The 22,879-nt window shown below is 66.5% G+C and carries 18 protein-coding genes; 3 read left to right on the top strand and 15 right to left on the bottom strand.

All coding sequences use genetic code 11. The annotated features are described in order from the left end of the window. Window positions 1–198: 198 nt before the first annotated feature. From KW836_RS08670 to KW836_RS08660, 3 genes are all read right to left on the bottom strand, one after another. Entirely contained in the window at window positions 199–1,398 is a 1,200-nt protein-coding gene (locus KW836_RS08670; RefSeq protein ID WP_218342992.1) for a PepSY domain-containing protein, read from the bottom strand. Then, window positions 1,398–3,560: a TonB-dependent siderophore receptor gene (locus KW836_RS08665; RefSeq protein ID WP_218342991.1), complete on the bottom strand. Its 2,163-nt coding sequence runs from the start codon at window positions 3,558–3,560 to the stop codon at window positions 1,398–1,400. Before KW836_RS08665 ends, KW836_RS08670 begins: the two co-directional genes overlap by 1 nt. Window positions 3,561–3,925: 365 nt before the next feature. After that, complete coding sequence (locus KW836_RS08660; RefSeq protein WP_218342990.1) at window positions 3,926–4,975, bottom strand: hypothetical protein; 1,050 nt, start codon at window positions 4,973–4,975, stop codon at window positions 3,926–3,928. A 327-nt stretch (window positions 4,976–5,302) separates the two neighbouring features. Between KW836_RS08660 and KW836_RS08655 the strand changes: the two genes are divergently transcribed. Beyond that, window positions 5,303–6,349 (top strand): hypothetical protein, encoded by a 1,047-nt coding sequence (locus tag KW836_RS08655; protein ID WP_218342989.1) that lies wholly within the window; start codon window positions 5,303–5,305, stop codon window positions 6,347–6,349. 9 nt (window positions 6,350–6,358) lie between these two features. Here KW836_RS08655 and KW836_RS08650 read toward each other — a convergent pair whose 3' ends face one another. The 5 genes from KW836_RS08650 to paoA form a co-directional block, all read right to left on the bottom strand. Continuing rightward, a complete protein-coding gene (locus KW836_RS08650) occupies window positions 6,359–7,405 on the bottom strand; it encodes a hypothetical protein (RefSeq protein ID WP_218342988.1) in 1,047 nt (348 codons plus the stop codon). 143 nt (window positions 7,406–7,548) lie between these two features. Continuing rightward, entirely contained in the window at window positions 7,549–7,998 is a 450-nt protein-coding gene (locus KW836_RS08645; protein ID WP_175122690.1) for a DUF6389 family protein, read from the bottom strand. Between the two features lie 30 nt (window positions 7,999–8,028). Then, on the bottom strand, window positions 8,029–10,230 hold the full coding sequence (gene paoC, locus KW836_RS08640; protein ID WP_218342987.1) for an aldehyde oxidoreductase molybdenum-binding subunit PaoC: 2,202 nt from the start codon (window positions 10,228–10,230) through the stop codon (window positions 8,029–8,031). A 4-nt stretch (window positions 10,231–10,234) separates the two neighbouring features. Further along, complete coding sequence (locus tag KW836_RS08635; protein WP_218342986.1) at window positions 10,235–11,185, bottom strand: xanthine dehydrogenase family protein subunit M; 951 nt, start codon at window positions 11,183–11,185, stop codon at window positions 10,235–10,237. Then, window positions 11,182–11,838, bottom strand: coding sequence for an aldehyde dehydrogenase iron-sulfur subunit PaoA (gene paoA, locus KW836_RS08630; protein WP_218342985.1), 657 nt, complete (start codon window positions 11,836–11,838; stop codon window positions 11,182–11,184). The genes KW836_RS08635 and paoA overlap by 4 nt, the downstream gene beginning before the upstream one ends. 186 nt (window positions 11,839–12,024) lie before the next feature. Here paoA and KW836_RS08625 point away from each other — a divergent pair, with 186 nt between their 5' ends. Then, complete coding sequence (locus KW836_RS08625) at window positions 12,025–12,693, top strand: NTP transferase domain-containing protein (RefSeq protein ID WP_218342984.1); 669 nt, start codon at window positions 12,025–12,027, stop codon at window positions 12,691–12,693. Here the strand turns inward: KW836_RS08625 and KW836_RS08620 are convergent. The 4 genes from KW836_RS08620 to KW836_RS08605 are packed head-to-tail and all read right to left on the bottom strand — an operon-like array spanning window position 12,690 to window position 18,801. Beyond that, window positions 12,690–13,865, bottom strand: a complete 1,176-nt coding sequence (locus KW836_RS08620; protein WP_175122685.1) for a hybrid sensor histidine kinase/response regulator — start codon at window positions 13,863–13,865, stop codon at window positions 12,690–12,692. The two genes, KW836_RS08625 and KW836_RS08620, sit on opposite strands and share 4 nt — an antisense overlap. Before the next feature lie 20 nt (window positions 13,866–13,885). Continuing rightward, a complete protein-coding gene (locus tag KW836_RS08615) occupies window positions 13,886–14,473 on the bottom strand; it encodes a chemotaxis protein CheB (RefSeq protein ID WP_224776870.1) in 588 nt (195 codons plus the stop codon). Between the two features lie 23 nt (window positions 14,474–14,496). Beyond that, a complete protein-coding gene (locus tag KW836_RS08610; RefSeq protein ID WP_218342983.1) occupies window positions 14,497–15,336 on the bottom strand; it encodes a protein-glutamate O-methyltransferase CheR in 840 nt (279 codons plus the stop codon). A 33-nt stretch (window positions 15,337–15,369) separates the two neighbouring features. Further along, window positions 15,370–18,801: a response regulator gene (locus KW836_RS08605; protein WP_218342982.1), complete on the bottom strand. Its 3,432-nt coding sequence runs from the start codon at window positions 18,799–18,801 to the stop codon at window positions 15,370–15,372. Between the two features lie 322 nt (window positions 18,802–19,123). Here KW836_RS08605 and KW836_RS08600 point away from each other — a divergent pair, with 322 nt between their 5' ends. Then, window positions 19,124–19,567, top strand: a complete 444-nt coding sequence (locus tag KW836_RS08600) for a response regulator (protein ID WP_254594188.1) — start codon at window positions 19,124–19,126, stop codon at window positions 19,565–19,567. Between the two features lie 118 nt (window positions 19,568–19,685). Here KW836_RS08600 and KW836_RS08595 read toward each other — a convergent pair whose 3' ends face one another. The 3 genes from KW836_RS08595 to catA form a co-directional block, all read right to left on the bottom strand. Further along, complete coding sequence (locus tag KW836_RS08595) at window positions 19,686–20,465, bottom strand: 1,6-dihydroxycyclohexa-2,4-diene-1-carboxylate dehydrogenase (protein WP_218342981.1); 780 nt, start codon at window positions 20,463–20,465, stop codon at window positions 19,686–19,688. 12 nt (window positions 20,466–20,477) lie between these two features. Then, complete coding sequence (locus tag KW836_RS08590; protein ID WP_175122823.1) at window positions 20,478–21,776, bottom strand: MFS transporter; 1,299 nt, start codon at window positions 21,774–21,776, stop codon at window positions 20,478–20,480. A 135-nt stretch (window positions 21,777–21,911) separates the two neighbouring features. Beyond that, window positions 21,912–22,847 (bottom strand): catechol 1,2-dioxygenase, encoded by a 936-nt coding sequence (gene catA / locus KW836_RS08585; RefSeq protein ID WP_175137599.1) that lies wholly within the window; start codon window positions 22,845–22,847, stop codon window positions 21,912–21,914. Window positions 22,848–22,879: the final 32 nt, after the last annotated feature.

Genomic DNA, 22,879 nt, shown 5'->3' with positions numbered 1-22,879 from the left:
AAGAAGGGGCTCCCTGACAAAGACAGAGAAAACGCACCACTGAACACTTTCTGCTGCGGACCATCCATACGGCCGATTCGCACAACGGCAAATCGGCCTTGGTCAATCTATGCGCAGTTTTTCAGCTACTCAAGTAGCCGGAATGACTACGACCATTCGACATTGGTAGCAATCCGGCAAGCTGCGGCGTCGCCCTGGTCAACCGCGCTCCGCACGCCGGTCCGAGACTTCCCGCGACCGCCGCTTCTTCCACCAGATCACCACGCCGGTTACGCTCAGCATCGCGACGACCAGCCCCAGCGCACAGACCACGATCCGGCCGGCAAGCCCGCCGATCTGGCCGCTGTGCAGCGGAAACTGCATCTGCGTGAAGACGTCGGCCGCGGTGCCGTGGCCGGGTTGCGTCACCCCCACCCGCGCGCCGGTGTGCGCGTCGTAGTACAGCATGGGCGATCCCAGGCCTTGCCCCCGGTCGTGATGCGACGGCCACAGCAGCGCCAGGTACAAGCCCAGATCGCTGAAGTGGCTGACGCCGCTTACGCGCTGCGGCCACCCCTGCGCCTCGGCATACGCGTTGGCGCGGGCGCGAACGGCGTCAAAGCCCACTACGGACAGCGCATCGCGCCCCGCAGCCGGCGTGCTGGCCGTGGGAATCGGCGTCAGCGTCGACACGGCCGACAAGGCCGGCCGGAACAATTCTTCGCGCAGGTTCAGGTAGGCGCTGCTCAGCGCCAGCAGCACCAGCGCCAGCCATAGCCACAATCCAAAGGCGCGATGCAGGTCCAGGTTCAGCCGGTACGCTCCCGCGCCGCGCTTGATAAGCCATGCGGGCTTCCATTTCGCCATGCGCAGCCCGCCGCGCGGCAACGTCAGGTAAACACCCACAAAGCTGTCCACCAGCCAGATCAGCGCGATGCCGCCCATGAACCACCACCCCCACAAGCCCGGCACATACAGGCTGTGATGGATCTGCAGCATGAAGGGCACGAAGCTTTCGGCCTGCAGGCAACAGGCCCGGCGCGAACGCTTGCCCTGGATCTCACCGGTGCCCGGGTCGACGTACACCTCGTCATAGCCCAGCGGCGGACGTCCGGCCCGCGCCGACACGAACGCCAGCGCCGTGCGGCCGGGCGTGCCATCGTGCGTCACGTAGTCGACTCGCAGCGTGGGATCCGACGCCTCGATGCGCGCCGCCAATGCGTCAAAGCCCAGCGGCGGCGCAGTGGAACGCGCCTGGTGAAAGGCGGGATTGAGCCACGCGTCGATGTCGTGGCCAAACGCCAGGATGCTGCCGGTCAGCCCCGCCACCGTCAGGAACAGCGCGGTCAGCAGACCGGCGTAGCGGTGCAGCCAGACCCAGGTCTGGCGCTCTCCCAGCCAATGCCGGCCTGCGGCCATCAGAAGTCGACGCTGGCCGACAGCATGTACGTGCGCGGCGCGGCGGACGTGACCATCTGGTACGCGGGCGACGAATCCCAGTAGCGGCGGTTGAACACGTTCTCCACAGCCGCCCGGAACACCACGTTGCGGTCGGCGATGCGGGTTGCATAGCGTGCGCCCACGTCGAAACGCGTCCAGGCCGGCACGGTTGCGTTGTTGTCCGCATCCCACGGTATGGAAGAGGTGTAGATCATGCGCGCTGTCGCGGTCAGCCCGGGGACCTGCGCGATGTCGTATTCCGCGCCCAGCTTGACCGACCACGTCGGCACGCCCGACGCCTTGGCGCCGTTGAATTCACCGCCCGGGGTTTCGGTCAGAATGGCACGCGTCCACGCCACGCCGCCCAGCAGCCGCAGGCCGCGCGCGGCCTCGCCGGCGACGGACAATTCCAGCCCGCGATTGCGCTGCTCGCCCGCCAGGCGATACACGTTGTCCGCGCCCAGGAACCCGCTGGGCCGCTTGATCTGGAAGGCGCTCAGCGACGTGAAGAACGTGCCCCAGTCCATCTTGGCGCCAACTTCAAACTGCTTGGATACGAACGGTTCGAACACCTCTCCCGCGTTCACCGCGGTGGCCGGCGCCACGGCGCCCTGCGCCAGCGCCTCGACGTAGTTGGTGTAGAGGGAAAGCTTGTCGGTCGGCTTGACGACGAGGCCTACCGCCGGCGTGTTGGCGCTGCGGGTGTAGTTGGACTGCCACGCGCCGGTATTCCAGACATAGGAATTCACGTCGATCTTCTGATGGCGCATGCCCAGCGTCAGCAGCACGCGCTCGTCCAGCATCGACAGCGTGTCGGTGATGGCGTAGCTGCGCAACGTCATGTCGTTCTGCGGCACCATCGTGCCGTTCAGGCTGAAGTTGTCGGGCTCCGACAGGCTGGTCGGGTGATAGATGTTGCTGAACTCGTTCCACGACGACTGCGGCTGATAGCCGCTGACCTTCGAGTCGTAGTCGGTCATGGCCAGCACGGCGCTGTGCTTGATGGGGCCGGTGTCGAACTGGATGCGCGTGTTCAACTCGCCGCTGCGCGTCTTGTTGCGTTCCTTCAGCCCGAACGCCGTGAAATCCAGGTCGCCGGCGTCGTTGATGATGACGCCCCACGGCGAATTGGCCTTGCGCGTCGTCTCGGCCAGACCGAGCGCGCCGCCGATGCTCCAGTTGCGGGTCAGGTCGTACTCGGCGCGCACCATGGCGAACGCATAATCCTTGTCCTGGTACGACCACGACGGATACGGATTGATGTCGCCGCGCGGCGCCGACGGCGGAAACGCGGTCGTGACGAAATAATTGTTCCGCGCGCCGCTGACCTTCTGGTTGCTGGCGCCCAGATCCGCGCTGGCGCGCAGCCGGTCACCGCGGTAGTCCAGCCCCAGCGTCACGTTCGAGGCGCGCGGCTTCTCGTTGTCGACCGACCCTTCTCCGTCGCGATAGGCCGCGTTCAACCGCACGCCAAACTTATTGTCCTGGCCGAAGCGCCGGCCGATGTCCACGTTGGCGCCCAGATTGGCGTCGCCCACATAGCTGGTCGTAAAACGCGTCAGCGGCGTGTCGTCCGCCCGCTTGGGCACCAGGTTGATCGCGCCGCCCGCCGTGCCGCGCGGCGCGCTGCCGTTGAGCAGCGTGCTCGGCCCCTTGAGAACTTCGATGCGCTCCAAGCCTTCAAGCTGCACGCCTTCGGAATTGGCGATGCCGTACAGGCCGTTGAAACCGATCTCCGCGCGGTTGACGACAAAGCCGCGGATATTGAAGTTGTCGAAGAACCATGGCCCCGCACTGACGACGCCGGGATCGTTCGCCATCACGTCCGCCAGGCTGCGCGCCTGCTGGTTCAACACCAGTTCCGACGTGTACGCCGTCACGTTGAATGGCGTGCTCATCATGTCCACATTGCCCAGCATGCCCAACCGCGCGCCGCGCGCGATCTGGCCGCCCGCGTAGACCGGCGGCATTTCATCCGGCTTGTTCTCGCTGGCGCCCGTCACGGTGACGGCGGGCAATTGAGGCACCGGCGGATTGGCGCCGGACGACTGCGCGAAGGCGGAGGGGCCGAAAGCGGTGGGCGCGCCCAAGGCGGCGGTCAAGGCGATCGCGAGCTTGCGGCGACGGGTGGGGACAGGCATGCAGTGCTCCAGGTTCTGTACGAAGGACGGCGGGCGCGGCGGACGTTCGACGGGTCGACCTGTCGATGCGTCGTCGCTCGAGGAATGCGCTTGGGTGATGCTGTCAACGCTGGTTTTTATTGTCTTTATGCGCCGGCCCGCCGGCGTACCGAAACATTCCGCCGAAGCCGAAACGCCCGTTGCATTGGTACGTAGACCGGAGATCCGCACGAACGGCGTGACCGCCCGCACAGATGTGTCCGAGTATAACTAAGAATCAAACTCATTCAATATGAAATTTTCGCGATTCGCTTATGCGCGAAAACGGATGCCCTGCGGTGCCACGGCACTTGGCCAGCGGCCCGCAGCTTGTGGACCGATCCGGCCTACTTCCGGTTGCCCAGCGACAGCGGCACGCCCCATACCGGATCCTGCATGCCCTGCTTGCCCAACGGCGTGATCTGCATCGGCTTGAGCTTGGCCAGCAGCTCACGCTGCGCGTCGGTCAGGTTCGTGCGCTGCGCGAAGTACTTCTGCGCGAAGTCCATCGGCGCCGGCCACGTGTACACCGTGAAGTCCTCCAGCGGGCATTCGATCATCTTCGGATCGACCGCTCGGCACGCGGACTGCTTGAACTTGTAGCTAGGCGTCCTCATGTGCATGCGCTGGCTCAGCACCAGGTCGCCGCCCTTGAGCGTGAAGCTGGCCAGCGCCAGCTTGGGCACCACGCGCGACTGCACCTTGATGGCGGGGATGTCGCGCGACGTGGTGTCTTCGTAGTAGCCGGCACGCGATCCGGGCGTGGTCTCGGTGACCTGCTGTTCGCCCCAGGCCACGCAGGCGCCGGATGCGCGGTGCACGGCCGTGCAGACCTTTTCGGTTCGCGTCTGGCTGCCCGTCGTGCCTTCGTGCCAGTTGGTCTCTTTGTAGAACTCGCGATACAGCTCCGGCGACAGATAGGTGGTGCCGTTGGCGCCACGGCCCGAGCCCACCGCGCCGGCGCGCGCGCCGATGTCGTCCAGCTTGGCATTGAGTTTGTAGTCGTCCCCGCCCGTCAGCAGGTACTTGCCAGGCGGAAGGATGTGGACCTCGAAGGCCTTGAACAGGTACGTCGTGTCCTTGTCGCGTTGCAGCGAGTTGTTCTGGAACTTGCGCCCGAACGTGATGCGCGGATCGGGCTCGAACATCCAGACGGTATTGCCGGTCCACGTCGTCATCTTCATGGCGTCCTTCAACGTGGCGTGCGGCATCAGGTCCGCGACCAGCACCACCGCCATGCCGTCCTTCATCGCCTCGCCGATCAGATCGACCAATTGCCCATAACGCTTGTCGTCCGCGGTGCCCGCGCCGTTCGAATCCGGGATCGTGACGCAGCCCGACAGGGTCAGGGCGAGCATCAGGGCAGAAAGAGCAAGTCGCGGGCGCGGCAGGGACATGGGATCGATCCTCGGTGGAAATGGGCTGGAGCAATGTGCGCGCATCCTACCGGGTTGCATACAGATCGCAACATCCGGTTTGGCAGCTGAAACACATGGTGGCAGGCTAGATGATGCATCTTGGCCAGACTACGGGGCGTGCGTGTCCCGCCCGTCGTAAAACGTTGTTGCGAATGTTTCGCCTCCCTGCGCGGAACTGGACACCACCGGCTTGTCCGGCGTCAACGCGCACTGCAGCGAAAGCCGTGCCACCGTCGCCCGGTTCGTTACACTCGCGCTCTTTGCAGCCGAGCGGCACCCGCCCGGGCGCTGGCCACAGAAGTCCCGATGACAAACACAAGAAAGCGGCTGACGGCAATTGCGTGCCTGTTCACCGCATTGCTGGGCGCCTGCACCGGCAAAGGGCCGATACGCGACGTCGAACGCACGATCACGGACCATTACGGCGCCGACCTGCACGTGGTCAGTATGCGTCCGCTGCGGCCCTCGGCGCCGCTGGCCCGCTGGAACGGCGTATACGGCATCTACCTGCAGGACCGCATCGACACCGAGCAATTCATGGTGCGGCTGGGACCGGACGAGGGGCTGGCCACGCTGACCGGCCGCATCGACGCCGCGCGCCAGGAAAAAGACCGGCACGTGGCGCGGCAAAAGGCGGCGTTGGCGCAATTGCAGGCGCTGGGCTTGCGGGGCGATGCGTTCTCGTTGCAGGCGACGTCCATCTACGGCAGCGCACGCTGGAGGGTGGCGGTCTTTGCGGATATGGATGCGTTGCGCCAGGACAGCGCCATGCTGGACGACGCGGCGTGGCGGGCGTTGGGCCGCATTGCGCACGCCGGTCTTGCCCCGGAACCGACGATCAGCCTGCTCCCCGCAACGCAACGCGCCGAGTATCGGGCAGTGCTCGACAAGGGCTATCACGGGCGGATCGAGTTCATCGGCGGCGAGCCGGCAACCTTCCTGCAAAGCCTGGAAGACGGGGCCGACGCATGGTGGATGGTCGATGCCACCGCCCTGCCCGCGCCGCATATCGTGACTGAGCGGCAAGCGAGCCTGCGCGAGGCCTGCTATACGGCCATCGCCACGCTGCGCGCCGACAATCACTTCAAGGCGCGCCACGGCATCTATGTGCAGCCCCGCATGAACGTATTGCAGGCGTATCGCATCGCAGACCGGTTGCGCGACGCCGGTCTGCGCCAAGGCCACACGGCCTACGCCGTGCTGGACCGCGTCGACGGGCGCACTGTGCTGCGCGGCATCGTCGCGGAAGACGCACCGCACGGCGCCGATGCCTACGCCATCGACGCCGTGTACGCGTACGAATTCGCCTTCGCCACCGGCAAGCTGCAGCTACGCCGCCTGCCGGCGGGATGACGACAGGCTTTAGTTGTCAGCGCGCACGAATAGCGCCAGGCGATTCCAGTAATCAACCCCGAGCAGCAAGCGGTCACCCAGCGGCTTGAGGACGAAGTCCCCGCCCTGGTTGTGCTGCATCTTGATCAGGCCGCCTTCCCGGCGCGCCTTCATGGTCAGCGATCCGTCGTCCTTGACCACGCCATCCGCTCCGAAGACCAGTTTGCGCAATGTGCCGATCGGACGCTTGAAGGTGCCCTGCGGCAGTTGGGCCGGCGCGGCCTGCGCCAACGCCTCGGTGGTCAGCGGCGCCAGGCTGTCGGCCAGCGTGCACGCATCGGGACTGGCGATCGGCGCCGCGCACGCATGTTCCAGCATGGGCCGGGCATCCAGGTATCGGCCCGCGGTCCAGGCTTCTTCGGCCGCCAGCGTGCACGTGCTGGCGGAGATGCCCTTCAGGCACGCGGCCTGCAGCGTCTTGTGCGCCGCCTCGCCCAGCGGCGCGGGCTGGCCGCCTTCGCCGGGTTCCAGCCCGCCGGCTTCGCGCCAGGCGTCCGGCAGTTTCTTGCACACGAACGGCAGGCCGCTTGCGCACATGCTTTCCAGTTCCTTGACGGACGTCTCGTTGTACGCGTCCAGGCATTCCATCATGCCCGCCTTCCAGCACAGCGGCCAGACCTTGGTCTGCGGCAGTTCCGTGGGCGCGGCGCACGGCGCGGAGGTCTTCAGCGCGTAGACCATTTCAAAGCCCACGTCGATCGACTTGCCATCCGGGGAAAGCTTGTATTCATCGTCCAGGCCAAGGTCCAGGTTATAGAAGCCCAGCTTGCCGTTTTCGATTTTGTAGTAAAGCAGCTCGGGACCGTTCAGCGCACTCTTGCGGATGAGGTTGGAACTCAGCACCCGCATCTGGCCCCTTCCGCCGTCGTACTCGTACAGTCCGCACTGAAGCGGCGCCGAAGACTGCGCGTGCGCGGCCGGCGCAAGCAGCGCCGCCAGCAGAAGAACAGTCAACACCGCGCAAAGACGATGGAGCGATTGCGCGATACGGCTGCGCAAGCGGGAGTGACGGTACATGAGTGATCAAGCCTATTAATGATTCGAGACGCGCGGCATGGCCGCGCACCGGGCGGTCGGCGCCCGCCGGCATTCTAAATAGGCTTGATGTCACGCCGGCGAAAAACGGCCGGACTGTTTGATCTGTGTTGAACGAAACCCGCTTATGTCCCCGGCAATGCGCGCGGCAGGTCGGTTCCGTAATCGTCTTGGGCATACACCATTGCCGGCAAAGGCGATACGAGGCGGCCGCCTTGCTCCCATAGCGATTCAACCCAATCGGCCGCGACGTCGGCGATCGCGTCTTGCACGCAGAACGCCGGCTCGCTGGAGAACATGGGCACCGGCGGCTCCAACCCCGTTTCGCCGTGCACGACGTCAAAGAGATCGCGGTACCCTTCGATGGCCTTGTTCAGCACATACAGATCCGGCCCTTCCAGGCCGATCACCACCGAAAAAGTCCCCTCGCCGCCCTGGTCGGGAAAGATGCCGAACTGGATTTCGCGCGCCTTCTCGGGCAACCGCGCAAACATGCCGGCCAGCGTGCGCAAAGCGGCCGCCGTGTGCGCGTCCAGGATGCGGCGCAGCGCGTCTTGATAGTCGTGTTTTGTCATCGCGCCAGCATAGCGCACGGCGGCATCGCATCACGCGTCGGACGGCATCTGCGCCAACAGCTTGTCCAGTGTCACGGGATAATCCCGCACGCGCACGCCGGTCGCGTTGTACACCGCATTGGCAATCGCCGCCGCCACGCCGCACAGGCCCAGTTCTCCGACGCCCTTGGCTTTCATGGGCGATGACACCGGATCGTCTTCGTTTAGAAAGATGACCTCCTGGCGCGGAATGTCGGCATGGACGGGGACCTCATAGCTTGCCAGGTCGTGATTCACGAAGAATCCCGCGCGATGGTCAACCGCCAGCTCCTCCATCAACGCCGCGCCCACGCCCATGGTCATCGCGCCAATGACCTGGCTGCGCGCCGTTTTGGGATTGAGGATGCGGCCTGCGGCGCAGACCGCCAGCATGCGGCGCACGCGAGTCTCGCCGGTGGCGGCGTCCACGGCCACTTCCACGAAGTGCGCGCCGAACGTGGATTGCTGGAATTTCTTGTCCAGGTCGCCGAACTCGATGGCATCTTCAGCGATGAGCTCGCCGCCCGACACCGCGCGCGTCAGGGGCGCGCTGCGCCCGCTGGCATCCGTGACCGCGCCGTTGGCGAACACCACGCCCTGCGTGTCGAATCCCAATCGCTCCACGATCAGCGTCCGCAGTTTTTCGCAGGCGGCATACACGCCCGCCGTGGAACTGTTCGCGCCCCACTGCCCGCCCGAGCCCGCGGATACGGGAAAGGCCGAATCGCCAAGCCGCACCACCACGCGGGACAGCGGCACGCCCAGCATCTCGGCGGCGGTCTGCGCAATGATGGTGTAGCTGCCCGTTCCGATGTCGGTCATGTCGGTCTCGACGATGACGCGCCCCGCCGCATCCAGCCGCACGCGCGCGGCCGACTTGGTCACCAGGTTGTTGCGAAAGGCGCTGGCCACGCCCAGCCCGATGAGCCAACGTCCTTCGCGCCGCGTGCCGGGCTTGGGATCGCGTTTATCCCAGCCGAAATGCCGGGCGCCCGTCTGCAGGCATTCGACGAAACGCCGCTGTGAGAAAGGCCGCGACGGATCGGTGGGATCCACCTGCGTGTCGTTGAGCACGCGAAATTGCACGGGGTCCATGTCCAGCGCCTGCGCCATCTCGTCGATGGCAATTTCCAGCGCCATCATGCCGGGCGCCTCGCCGGGTGCGCGCATCGCATTGCCCTCGGGCAGATCCAGCGTCATCAGGTTCAGCGCGGTGCGCTGGTTGGCGCCGGCGTACAGCAGTTTGGTCTGCTGCACGGCCTCTTCGGGCTGGCCGTCCGGCAGGTCGCCGGACCAGCTCTCGTGCGAGATCGCCGTCAGCTTGCCGTCGCGCCCCGCGCCCAGCCGGATGCGTTGGATCGTGGCGGGCCGGTGCGTCGTGTTGTTGATGATCAGCGGACGCGGCAGCGCCACCTTGACCGGCCTGCCGGCCGCTCGGGCGCCCAGCGCCGCCAGCAACGCGTCGGCCCGCACGAACAGCTTGCCGCCGAAGCCGCCGCCGATGTAGGGCGAGATCAGGCGCACATTCTCCTTCGGAATGCCCAGCGTCCGGGCCACATCGGACCGCCCCCAGGCGATCATCTGGTTGGACGTCCATATCGTGAGCTTGTCGCCCTTCCAGACTGCAAGCGAGGCGTGCGGCTCCATCATCGCGTGCGATTGGTCGGGCGTGGTGTAGGTGTGATCGACCGTGACCGGCGCCGCGGCGAACGCAGCGTCGAAGTCGCCCGCGTCCGTTTTCGGGATGTGCTTTCCGGCGTCGCCGTGGTCCCGCTTCTGCGCCGCCAGGTCGAAGGCGCCCTCGCGCCGAACGTACTGCACGCGAACCAGTTTGGCGGCCGCGCGGGCCTCCTCGAACGTGTTGGCCACCACCAACGCAATCGCCTGGTGATAGTGCTGGATGTCCGGACCGCCCAGCAGCGTGGCCGTGTTCATCTTGCCCTTGCCCAGCTTGCCGGCATTCTGCGCGGTCACGATGGCCAGTACACCCGGCGCCCGGCTCGCAAGCTCGGTATCGATGGCCGTGATGGCGCCCTTGGCAATCCCCGCGCCCACCACGTAGCCGACCGCGGGATTCGGCGCGATGTCGTGGTGCTCGTACGCGTAAGGGGCCTGGCCGCTGGTCTTGAGCGGTCCATCGATGCGATCGACGGGCTGGCCCACGACCTTAAGCTGATCGATCGGGTTCTGTGTCGCGGGAGTATCGAATTTCATGAGTTCACGCCCTCGCTTCCATCAAGACCGAACCGAGCGCGCGGCGCGCCAGCGTCAGCTTGAAACCGTTATCCGGCGTCGGCTTGGCGCCGGACAGCAGCGCATCGGTCACGCGCGCCGCGCCGTCCGGCAAATACGCTTCCGCCGCTTCGCTGCGCCAGGGCTGGGGCGCCACGCCGCCCAGCGCCACCCTGCCGGTGCCATCGTCTTGCACGACGGCGGCCACCGCCACCAGCGCGAAGGCGAACGACGCGCGGTCGCGCACCTTGCGGTAGAGGTGTTTGCCGCCCAGCGGTTTGGGCAACACCACCGCGGTGATCAGTTCGCCAGCCGCCAGATGGGTCTCGATATGCGGCGTGCCGTCCGGCGGGCGATAGAAATCGGCGATGGGAATTACCCGCCGCGTGGCGTCGGGACGCACCGTCTCGATCTTCGCGTCCAGCAGGCGCATGGCCACAGCCATGTCGCTAGGATGCGTGGCGATGCAGGCGTCGCTGGCGCCGATCACCGCCAACTGGCGCGACACGCCGCCGATTGCGGAACAGCCGCTGCCGGGCACGCGCTTGTTGCAGGGTTGGTTGGTGTCGTAGAAATACGGGCAGCGCGTGCGTTGCAGCAGATTGCCGGCGGTCGTGGCGCGGTTGCGGATCTGTCCCGACGCGCCAGCCAGCAGCGCGCGCGCCAGCACCGCATAATCACGCCGCACCACGTCGTGGGCGGCAAGGTCCGCATTGCGCACCACGGCGCCGATGCGTAACCCGCCGTCGCCCGTGGGTTCGATGCGGTCCAGACCCAGGCCGTTGACATCGACCAGGTGGACGGGCGTTTCGACCTCAATCTTCATCAGGTCAAGCAGATTGGTGCCGCCTGCAATGAACCGCGTCCGCGGCTCGCGTGCCGCGCTGGCAGCAGCTTCGGCATCGGTGCCGGGACGCTCGTACGTGAACGATCTCATGCCTTGCCCTCCGCGACGTCTTCGATGGCGTCCAGGATGTTGGAATACGCCCCGCAACGGCAGATGTTGCCGCTCATGCGTTCGCGGATCTCCTCGGGCGTCAGCAACGGGCGCTCGGTCAACGAGCCGGTGACATGGCTGGGCATCCCGCTTGCGGCCTCGTCCAGCATGCCGACCGCAGAGCAGATCTGCCCCGGCGTGCAGTAACCGCACTGGTAACCGTCATGCTTGACGAACGCGGCCTGCAGCGGATGCAGCGCGCCCGGCGTGCCCAACCCTTCGATAGTCGTGATCTGCTGGCCGTCGTGCATGACGGCCAGCGTCAGACAGGCATTGATCCGCCTGCCATCCAGCAGCACCGTACAGGCGCCGCACTGGCCATGATCGCAGCCCTTCTTGGTGCCGGTCATGTGCAGGTGCTCGCGCAGCGCGTCCAGCAGGCTGGTGCGCACATCCAGCGCCAACTCATGCGTGCGGCCGTTCACCTGCAGGGTGACCGTGGTGGTCAGGTTGTGCGCCGGCGCGGCGCTTTGGGCTGCGGACATGGTTGATGTCCCGAGTGCGGTGGCTGAAGCGGCGCCCGCCTTGAGCAGGTTGCGCCGCGAAATCTTGATATCGATGGAATTTTCCAAGGCTGGAACTCCTTTGAGCATTCGGCGGGCCGCAGCTCGCCATCAGCGCGCACTATCAGCAAACCGCGTTCCTGGCGGCGCCGCCCACGGCATGCCGGGTGCCGCGCTGCCGCGCGCGTGAAAACGGGGCGGATTTCCCGATAAGATCGTCGTCAATCGATGATAGCGACCGGAACCGCCCGGCCGCCACGCCCGTTTGACAAGAAAATGTTCGATCTCGAAACCAATCCGGACAGCCCCGCGCGCGTCCGCTGCGTGGGCATTCTGCTAGCTGCCGGACGCGGCCGGCGCTTTGCCAGCGCGGCCGCCGGCCAGGACAAGCTGCTGGCGCGCCTTGCAGACGGCACACCTGTCGTCATGGCGGCCGCGTCGTCCCTGTTGGCCGCGGCGGCCGGCGTCGTGGCGGTCGTCCGCGCGGGCAATGACCGCGTCGCGGCACTCCTGGCGCAAGCCGGATGCGAGGTGGTCACGATAGGCCCTTACGCCGATGGCACGAACGGTGGCATGGGCGACAGTCTTGCTGCGGCCGCACGGCACGTCATGCGCACCGCAAGCCCGGACGTGCAATCCTGCCTTGTCGCGCTTGGCGACATGCCCTGGATCCGCGCGGATACCTTCCTGCGCGTTGCAGAAGCGGCAAAGGAGCATCCCATCGTCGCGCCGGCATGGCAGGGCCAGCGCGGCCACCCGGTCGCGTTTCAGCGATCGATCTGGCCGGCGCTTGCGGCGCTGGCGGGAGATGTGGGCGCACGTTCCGTATTGGCCCGTCATGGTGTGACCGAGCTGGCGGTCGATGATGCGGGCGTATGCGCCGATGTGGATACACCGGATGACCTGTCCACCGCTGACTGCGGTGGACAGTCTGCGCCGCCCTAGGCGGGCGTCGCGTCGCCGCGCGGCCGCGCGATCACCGCCGCGCCGGCCGACGCCGCCCGCCGCGGCAGAGCCACGCGGAAACTCGTCACGTCGTCGCGCGAGTCCGCGCTGATGCAGCCGCCATGCGACACCACGATCTGCTGCGCAATGAAAAGGCCCAAGCCCAATCCGTGGTGACCGCCGGGCCGCCGCGCGCCGCTGCGGAATGGGTTGAAGAGATGGGGCAGCAGCTCCGGCGGAATGGTGCCGCCATTGGAAACGGTAACGACCACCTCGTTGGCGTCCTCGCCATTGACCTCGACCCGCACCGGGGCGGTCTTGCTGCCATGGTGCAAGGCGTTGCCCACCAGGTTGGCGATCACCTGCGAAATGCGCTGGCCGTCCCACGCGCCGGCCGCGTCGCCACGGCAGTGCGACGCCACCTGGCGATCGGGAAAGCCCGTGCGCACCTCGTCCAGCGTGCGCTCGACCAGCGCTCCCATGTTCAGTTCCGAGGGCGCCAGCGTCAGCCCGCCCGCCTGGCGAATGCGCGTCACATCCAGCAGGTCTTCGATCAGGCACGACATGCGCTCACTGCTTTGCAGCATGCGCCGCGCCAGGCTCGACACACGTTCGTCGTCGCCCTGGCGCTGCAGCACGGTGGCGCCCATGATGATGGCCTGCAAGGGCGTGCGCAGATCGTGGCTCAGCACGGCCATGAACATTTCGTTGACCCGCAGCGCTTCGGTGCGCTCTTCGAGTTGCTGCGCCAGCGCACGCTTGCGCTCGTGCAATTCGAAGAACACGTTGGCCTTCGTGCGCAGCATGTACGGGTCGACGGGCTTGTACAGAAAGTCCACCGCGCCGCTCTCGTAGCCGCGAAACTGCCAGTTCTGTTCGCGCGAACCGGCGGTGATGAAGATCAGCGGAATGTGGCGCGTGCGCTCGCTGCCGCGGATCAGTTCGGCCAGTTCGAAGCCGTTCATGTCGGGCATCTGCACGTCCAGCAGCGCCAGCGCGACGTCGCCGTGGCGCAGCAGCAGTTCCAGCGCCTGCGGGCCGGACTGGGCCTTCAGCACCTCGACACGGTCGCTGGCCAGCAGCGCCTCGAGCGCAATCAGATTCTCCGGAACGTCGTCAACCAGCAGGCACTTGATGCGGTCGTCGCGGGATGGGGCTGATGTCGGGATCATGGTGTCAATGCGTTTGGGTTTCAGGGCAGCCGTCTTGTGGGCAACTGCGCGAACACGGCGGCAATCTCGTCGGGCGTCAGCGCCCTTGCCGCCGGAACCAGCGCCAGGGCGGCGTCGGGCATCGTGGGTGCCGCTGCCGACGCCGGCGCCTGCACCAGCGCGTGGCCGCCGGCGGCATGGATGGCGGCCAGGCCTTCGGCCCCATCCTCATTCGCGCCGGACAGCAGCACGCCAAGCAGCCGCTCGCCATAGCAATCGGCGGCGGACTGGAACAGCACGTCGATGGACGGCCGTGAAAAATGCACCGGCGGGTCGATCGACAGCGCCAGGCGCGGCCCCCGGTCCACCAGCAGGTGGTAGCCGGGCGGCCCGAAATACACGTGCCCAGGCTGTATCGGTTGCTGGTCCTGCGCTTCCTGCACGGGCAAGGCGCAGCGATAGCTGAAGATGTCGCTCAACAGGCTACGGCGGTCGGACGGCAGGTGCAGGACCACGATCACGCTCGCCTGAAGGCCTGCGGGAAGCGCCGGCAGCAGAACGCTCAGGGCGTCGATAGCGCCCGACGAGCCGCCGATGACGATTGCGTCCCAGGCGTCCGAAGCGTCCACGGACAGATCCGGCCCGCGCGTGGTCACAGGTCGGCCCTTTTACGGTAGATGCGGTCGGCCATCACGAATTCGTCAAAGCCGTCGGCCTGCGCCGTGAATCGCACCGACTCCTTGGACCCCAGGCCCAGGAATCCGCGATGAACCAGTGCATCGTGAAACAGGCCCAGCGCCCGGTCCTGCAGGTCGCGCTCGAAGTAGATGAGCACGTTGCGGCACGACACCAGATGCACCTCGGCAAACACGCTGTCGGTCGACAAGCTGTGGTCGGAGAACACCATGTGCTCGCGCAGCGTCTTGTCGAACACCACCCGGCCATACCGCGCCGTGTAATAGTGCGACAACGAATTGCGGCCGCCGGCCTGCGCATGGTTGGCCGTGAAGGCCGCCGCGCGCTCCAGGTCGAACACGCCCTGCTCGGCCGCGCGCAGTGCGTGCGGATTGATGTCGGTGGCGTAGATCAGCGCGCGATCCAGCAGCCCTTCCTCGTGCAGCAGGATGGCCAGCGAATAGACTTCCTCGCCCGTGCTGCACCCGGCCACCCACACCTTGATCGAGGGATAGGTGCGCAGGATCGGCACCACCTCGTTGCGCAGCGCCAGGAAATAGCTGGGATCACGGAACATGTCGCTGACCTGCACCGTCAGGTATTGCAGCAGGCCCGTGAACACGGCGGGCTCGTGCAGCACGCGGTCCTGAAGCTGCGACAGCGTCTTGCAGTCGAACTCGCCCAGCGCGGTGCGCAGGCGGCGTTTCAGCGAAGCCTGCGCATACTCCCGGAAGTCGTAGTGGTAGCGGTGATAGATCGCATCGAGCAGCAATCGCTGCTCGATGTCTTCGATGTTCGCCTTGTTTTGATTAGGCATGGGCGTGATCGCTGTGTCGTGGCCGGGTCGGGCTTACTTGCGCATCCAGACGCGCACCAGCGACAGCAGGCGCTCGACGTCCAGCGGCTTGGCGATGTAGTCGTTGGCGCCGGCGGCCAGGCATTTTTCCTGGTCGTCCTTCATGGCCTTGGCCGTCAGGGCAATGATGGGCAGACGGCGCCACTCGGGCCGCGCGCGGATCTCGCGCATGGCCGTATAGCCGTCCATCTCCGGCATCATGATGTCCATCAGCACAAGGTCCACCGCACGGTGGCCGTTGACGCCGGCGCGGCCCAGCGCATCCAGCGCCTCGCGACCGTTGCGCGCAATCTCGACGTGCAGGCCGGTGGGTTCCAGGATGCTGGACAGCGCAAACACGTTGCGCACGTCGTCTTCCACCACCAGCACCGTGCGGCCTTCCAGCGTCGTGTCGCGGCTGCGCGCCAGCTCCAGCATCTGGCGCTGCTGCGGCGGCAACTCGGCTTCCACCTGGTGCAGGAACAGCGTCACTTCGTCCAGCAGGCGCTCGGGCGAACGCGCGTCCTTGATGATGATCGACTTGGAGAAGCGGCGCAGCTGCTGCTCTTCGTCGCGCGACAGCGCGCGGCCCGTGTACACGATCACGGGCGGGAACGACACGCTTTCCTGCTCTGCCATTTCGCGCAGGAGTTCGTAGCCGCTCATGTCGGGCAGGTTCAGGTCCATCACCACGCAGTCATAGGTGGTGTCGCGCAGCAGCGCCAGCGCGTCGCCGGCATTGGCCGCCAGCACGATCTCGACGTCGTCGCGCGCCAGCAGTTCGCGCACGCTGTCGCGTTGGCGGTCATCGTCCTCGACGACCAGCACGCGCCGCACGTTCTGCGTGAACTTGGCTTCCAGGCGGTGCAGCGCGTGAACCAGTTCCTCCCGCTTGACCGGCTTGAGCGCATAACCCACCGCCCCGCGCACCAGCGCCTCTTGCGCGTAATCGGCCACCGACACGATGTGCACCGGAATGTGGCGGGTGTTCGGGTTGCGCTTGAGCTGATCCAGCACGCCCAGACCGGAAAAGTCGGGCAGGTTGACGTCCAGCACGATGGCATCGGGACGCCGCTGCGACGCCAGCGCCAGGCCTTCCGTCGCGGTGTGCGCGGCCAGGCAGCCAAAGCCCATCTCGTGCGCCAGATCGGCGAGGATGCCCGCAAAGCGTTCGTCGTCCTCGATGACGAGGATGGTTCGGGCAAAGGTCTCGCCCGGCTCCTGCTCAATTGGCTCGGCTGACTGGGCCAGCGCCGCCGGTTGGGCAGGCTCGGTGAGCGCGGCGGGCGGGGCGGCGATGGCGCCAGCCGGGCCTGCCAGCGTGGTAGGCGCCTCCGCGCCCTCGCGCGGCGCCGGGGCGGTCGACACGACCAGCATGTTCATCGGCAGCAACAGCGTGAACACGCTGCCCTGCCCCGGCGTGCTGACCAGCGACAGCGAGCCGCCCAGCAGCTTGGCCAGATCCCGCGAAATCGACAGACCCAGCCCCGTGCCGCCATGCTTGCGGTGCGTGCTGCCGTCGGCCTGACGGAATGCCTCGAAAATCAGTTCGTGCTGGTCGGGAGCCACGCCGATGCCGGTGTCGTGCACCGCAAATGACAGCATGCGCCCCGGCGCCCGCGTCACGCGCAGCGCGACGAACCCCTGCTCGGTGAACTTGATGGCGTTGGACAGCAGGTTCTTGAGCACCTGGCCCAGCCGCTGCGGATCGGTCCGCAGGGTGTCCGGCACGTCGCGCGCAATGTCCAGCTCCAGCGCCAGGCCCTTTTCCTGGGCCAGCGGCCGCAGCGGTTCCAGCAACCGCTGCAGCGCCGGGGTCACCGCCAGGTCTTCGATCTCGACCGTCGCCTGGCCCGCCTCGATCTTGGCCAGGTCCAGGATGTCGTTGATCAGCGCCAGCAGATCGCGCCCCGCCGCGTTGATGGTCTGCGCGTACTTCACCTGTTCTGCCGTCAGGTTGCCCGTCTTGTTGTCGGACAGCAGCTTGGCCAGGATCAACGTGGAATTGAGCGGCGTGCGCAGCTCGTGGCTCATGTTGGCCAGGAATTCGCTCTTGTATTGGCTGGCCTGCGTCAGCAGGCGGGCCTTGTCGGTTAGCGCGCTCTGCACCCGCAGCAACTGCTCGGTCTGCGATTCCAGATTGAGGTTGGTCTGCTCCAGCTCGGTCTGCTGCAGTTCCATGCGCGCCTGCGATTCCTGCAGGATGCGGCTCTGCTGCTCCAGTTCTTCATTGCTGACACGCAGTTCTTCCTGCTGGGTCTGCAGCTCTTCGGACTGGCGCTGCGTTTCCGCCAGCAGCGATTCCAGCCGCGATCGGTCCATGCCGGCACGGATGGCGGACGCCAGCATTTCGGACGCGCCTTCCAGCAGGCTGCGTTCGCCCTCGCTGACCGGATGGTTGAAGCCCAGCTCGATCACGGCGTATACGCGCTCGTACTGCATGGCGGGCGCGACCACCAGTTCGACCGGATTCGAGCGGCCCGTGGCGGACGAGACTTCAAGGTGGCCGGCGGGCACGTTGCGCACGTGCAGCAGCTTGCGCGATACGGCCGCCTGGCCGACCAGGCCCTGCGCCGTGGAAATCTTCTGGGGCAGCCTTTCCGGCGGCACCGCGTAGCCGCCGAACAGCTCGAGGTCGTCACCGTTGACCACATAACCCGCGCCGACGCTGGCGTTCAGGTATTCGGCCAGATAGTCCAGGGCGCGCCGGCCGATCTCGTCCAGCCGCTGGTCGCCCCGCAGCCGCATGCTCAGACCCGACAGGCCCGTCGTCACCCAGGCCTGGCGCGCCTTGACGCGATACTCGCGGATGGTCATGAGCGCCGAGGCAAAGATCAGGACCAGCAGCACCAGGGCGCCGCCCCAGGAATAGTAGGTGGAAATCGTGGCCGCATCGCTCCAGGCGTCGCGCTCCTGCTCGACCCGGCGCATCTGTGACGTATAGAGGTCGCCGACGAGATCGCGAAGCCGGTCCATCGCCTCCTTGCCCGAATCGGTCCGCACCACCGCCAGCGCGCCTTCGACGTCGCCCGCTCGGCGCATCTCGACGGTGTTGTTCAACTCGGTAAGCTTTTGCTTCGTGATGCCCGCGATGTCATTGGCAATCCGGCGCTGCGTGGCGTCCTGTTGCGAGAACTCCTGCACGACGGCCAGGCGCTGCTCGATGAGCGGCACGGAGCGCACATACGGTTCCAGGTAGGCCGGGTCGCCCGTCAGCAGGTAACCCCTCTGGCCGATCTCGGCGTCTTTCAGGGCCGAATTGAACAGGCTGAGCTGACGCAGCGACTCGGTCGCGCGGTCCATGGACTGGACGGCACGCGCGCGGGTGTCCGCCGAGCGTACGTTGACGAAGGCGATGACCAGCGTGGCCACTGCGGCCAGGATGAATCCGGCCATCAAAGTGCGGGGAAAGGCCAGGCGACTGGCCGGCTGCGGCGATTTCAGCATGAGATCGATTTACCAATTCAGGGAAAGCGCGCGGATTGCGCTAAGGCAGAGTGCGAAGAATTATAGGGACGGAGAAGTCTGCAGACCATCCTGCGCACTGGCGAACTATACAGGTATGTGCGCAGCTGGGTTGCGTATGGATACAACTACTACACCAACGCGGCCCTGCCATGCCCTAGGATTCGGCTTCCCGATCTGCCGGCCGCCTTTTCGCGCGCCTGCCGCCTTTGCTGGCACGCCCTCGGCCCCCCCCCCCGCCTGAACCTGGGGACAGCCGGCCGCGCAGACAACCGAATTCCTGCCCACCGTGGCACCGAAAAAAATGACGAAGATTCTTTTGGTGGACGACCAACCCACGTTGGTCGCCCTGATGAGCGAGTTCCTGACCAGCGAAGGCTATGACGTCACGACGCATACCGACGGCCTGACCGCGCTGCAGCAGATGATCGCCCTGCGCCCCGACCTGGTCATCACCGATCTGTCCATGCCCGGCATGGACGGCGCCGCCCTCCTGACCGCCATGCGGGACAACGCCTATCTGCATGAAACGCCGGTGCTGGTGCTGAGCGGCCGGCCGGAACACGAGATCCTGGAAGCGTGCGCGGGCCGCGCGATGCTGATGCGTAAACCGGCCAGCCCGGACGACGTGCTGAAAGCCGTTCGCGGCCTGATCCACGAACGCCAGCCGCAGCCGCGCCAGCGCACCGGCCCATTTTCCGGCTCCCTAAGCCGCATCGGCGCCGCGCCGCTCGCGCGCGCCGCATAGACGCTGCGAGCCCCCGTCGAGGGGCGGCCGCAAACAGAAAAGGCCGCTGCCATGAGCCAGCGGCCTTTCGTTTTGCGAGAACGGGGGGCTCAGTGGGTGTCTGTCACCCCTCGCCTCCTCACCCCACATGCCCTCCAGCCACATACATCACCTGCCCCGTGATGTACGACGCCTCCGGCGCCGCCATGAAGCAGATCGCTGACGCGACCTCTTCCATGCTGCCCATGCGATGCATGGGCGTGCCGGCCAGGCAGTCCGTGTACATCTCGCCCTGCCAGATGCGGTCCTGATCCGAGGGGACTTCGGTGTTGCGCGGAATGGCGCGCACGCCGTTGTCCAGGGCGCCCGGCGCCACGCAATTGACGCGCACGCCGGATTCGGCCAGTTCGAGCGCCATGCAGACGGTGGCCGCGTGAACGCCGCCCTTGGATGCCGAATACGGCACGCGGTAGATGCCGCGCGTGGCGTTTGAGCCGACGTTGACGATGGCGCCCCGGCCTTGCTTTTTCATTACCGGGATCACCTCGCGGCACGACCACAGCGTCGGCCAGAGCGAACGGGTGACCTCCCGCTGCATCTCGTCCGGCGTGTACTCCCAGAACGGTTTCATCCAGATCGTGCCGCCCACGTTGTGCACGGACACGTCGATTCGGCCGTGCGTGTCCAGCGTGTACTGCACCATCCGCTGTGCACCGGCGTGGGTTTCGAGGTCGGCGTCGATGAACGACGCCTGTCCGCCCTCCTCGCGGATCTCGCGGGCCACGGCCTCGCCCAGTTCGGCGGCGCGGTCGACCAGCACGACCGCAGCGCCTTCGGATGCCAGGCGTTTGGCGGTGGCGCGTCCGACGCCCTGGGCCGCGCCGGTGACCAGCGCGATCTGATTTTCAAAGCGATTCATGCAAGCTCCCGGTCAATGTGCGCGCGACAGCTCGCCCGGCACGGGTTGCGACGACTTGTTGTCCACAGCCAGCACGGCGAGCAGCGCCCCCGCCAGCGGAACCGCCAGCACCATGAAGAAGCCCGACGGGCCGAACCAGCCGAGGAAGCTGCCGCCGATGGCCGAGCCGATGATGGCGCCGGCGCGGCCCACGCCGATGGACCAGCCCGTCGCCGTGGCGCGCAGTGCGGTCGGATACGCGCCGATGACCAGGTAGTTCAGCGCCAACTGCTGGCCGCCGATGCCCAGGCCCGCCGCGCCGATCAGGATGAACACGAGCGTCCAGTCCGTTCCCGCGTAGCCCAGCCCCAGCGACACCGCGATGCCCAGCGCGAACATGGCGATCAGCAGCGTGCGGGTAGACACGCGCGGCATCAGGTACGACAGCGGGAAGGCGCACACGATGAACACGAGATTCACGGTGAACGTGCCCATCGGCGCCTGGTCGGCCGGCAGACCCGCGGCCTTCAGCACCGTAGGCAGCCACGACAGCAGCATGAACCACGCCACCCAGTTCAGCAGATACACGGACCAGATCGCCAGCGTCTTGCGGGCATAACCGTCGGTGAACAGCGCCTTGACGCTGGCGCGGATGGTCGCGTCTTCCGGCACCGTGAACCGCACGCCGGCCGGCAGCGGCTGGCGCGAGATCTTCGCGAGGATGCGAGCGACATACCCCTGGCCCGCCGTATCACCGCGCATCGCCTTGAATTGCAGGGACTCGGGCAGCAGCACCATCAGCGCCGCCAACAGCAACAGCGGCGCGACGCCGCCCACGATGAAGATGCCTTGCCATCCGATCACGGGCAGCATGCGCGCGGCCAACAGGCCGCCCAGCATGGCGCCCGCGGGCAGACCCAGCAGCACGCCGGTGATCACCACGCCGCGATGGCGCGCCGGCGCGTATTCCGCCGCCAGCGCCAGCACGATGGGCGTGCAGCCGCCCATGCCCAGCCCGGCGATGAACCGGAGAGCCAGAATCTGCCACGTCTCCGTGGCGGCGGCCGTCAACAGCGTCGCCAGCCCGAAGACGGCCACACCGATCAGCGCGGCGGGACGGCGGCCGATACGGTCGCCCACCAGGCCCAACGTCATGGCGCCCACCGTCATGCCGACGATGCCGGCGGTCAGGATCGGCGCCAGTTCGCCGGCCTGCAGCTTGAATGCCGTCAGGATCGCGGGCCCGGTGAACGCCATTGCCTGCGTGTCGAAGCCATCAAACAAAGCGATCAGAAAGCACAGGATCAGGACGCGCCATTGAAAGGCGCCCATCCGTTCCTGATCGATCAGGCTCGGAATGGAGATTGTTGAGGCCATGAGAGTCTCCCCGGGCTCGTGCGGAGCCCGTTATCGGTATGGGTATGAGTGTCGGATGGCGGCATCGCGCGGTGGCGATGCCTGCCGGGTTCAGGCCTGGGCGGAGGCGCGCAGGCGATTGACGATCTGGTTGTCCTTGCCTTGCAGCAGGCCCGTCAGCACGACGTCGAATTCGATTTCCTTGTACGCGTCGGCTTTCAGGCCCAGTTCGGCGCCGCCTGTCTTGTCGGTCACCGGCGGGATCAGCGCTTCGCGGGTGGCGTAAGCGAAATCGTCCCAGATGAGGGGATCGCCCTCGATGTTGAATTGCGTCGTCAGCTTGCGGTGCTGGTCGGCGCTGACAAAAAGGTGCACGTGCGCCGGGCGGTTGCCGTGGCGGCCCAGCGCGTCCAGCAGCTGCTGGGTGGCGCCCTGCGGCGGACAGCCGTAGCCGACGGGCATCAGCGTGCGGAACTCATATTTGCCATCCGAGTCGGTACGGACCGCGCCGCGCAGGTTGAAGTCGGTCTGCGCGCCCGTCGGGTCGAAGTGCGAATAGAAACCCTTGGAGTTCGCGTGCCAGCACTCCACCACCGCATTGGCCAGCGGCGCGCCGTTGGTATCGCGCACGACGCCACGGATCACCAGGGGGCCGGCGTCCGCATCCGGATCGAGATCGATGCGGGCAACGCCGTCCTGCACGGGCGCGCCTGCGACATACAGCGGGCCTTCGATGGTGCGAGGCGTACCGCCGTCCAGGCCGGCCAGCTTGTCCTCGTGGTCCATGCGCACGTCCAGGAATTTCTCCAGGCCCAGCCCGGCGGCCAGCAGCGCGGCCTCGCCGTCGCGGCCCAGCTGATTCAGGTAGTTGACGCCGGCCCACACCTCGTCGGGCGTGATGTCCAGGTCGTCGATGGCCTTGAAAAGATCGCTCAACAGGCGGTTCAGGATCTGCTTGAAGCGCGGGTTGCCCTCGCTGCCTGCAATGTTGGTCGCGGCCTTCAGCAGGTCCTGCACTTCCGGGGTGTTGAATACGTCGAGGCTCATGTCTGTCTCCAGAGTTTGTCTATTGGTATGGG

It is taken from the genome of Achromobacter sp. ACM05, from assembly GCF_019218915.1.
Classification (GTDB): Bacteria; Pseudomonadota; Gammaproteobacteria; order Burkholderiales; family Burkholderiaceae_B; genus Achromobacter; species Achromobacter animicus.
This window is presented reverse-complemented; position numbering and strand designations above follow the sequence as displayed.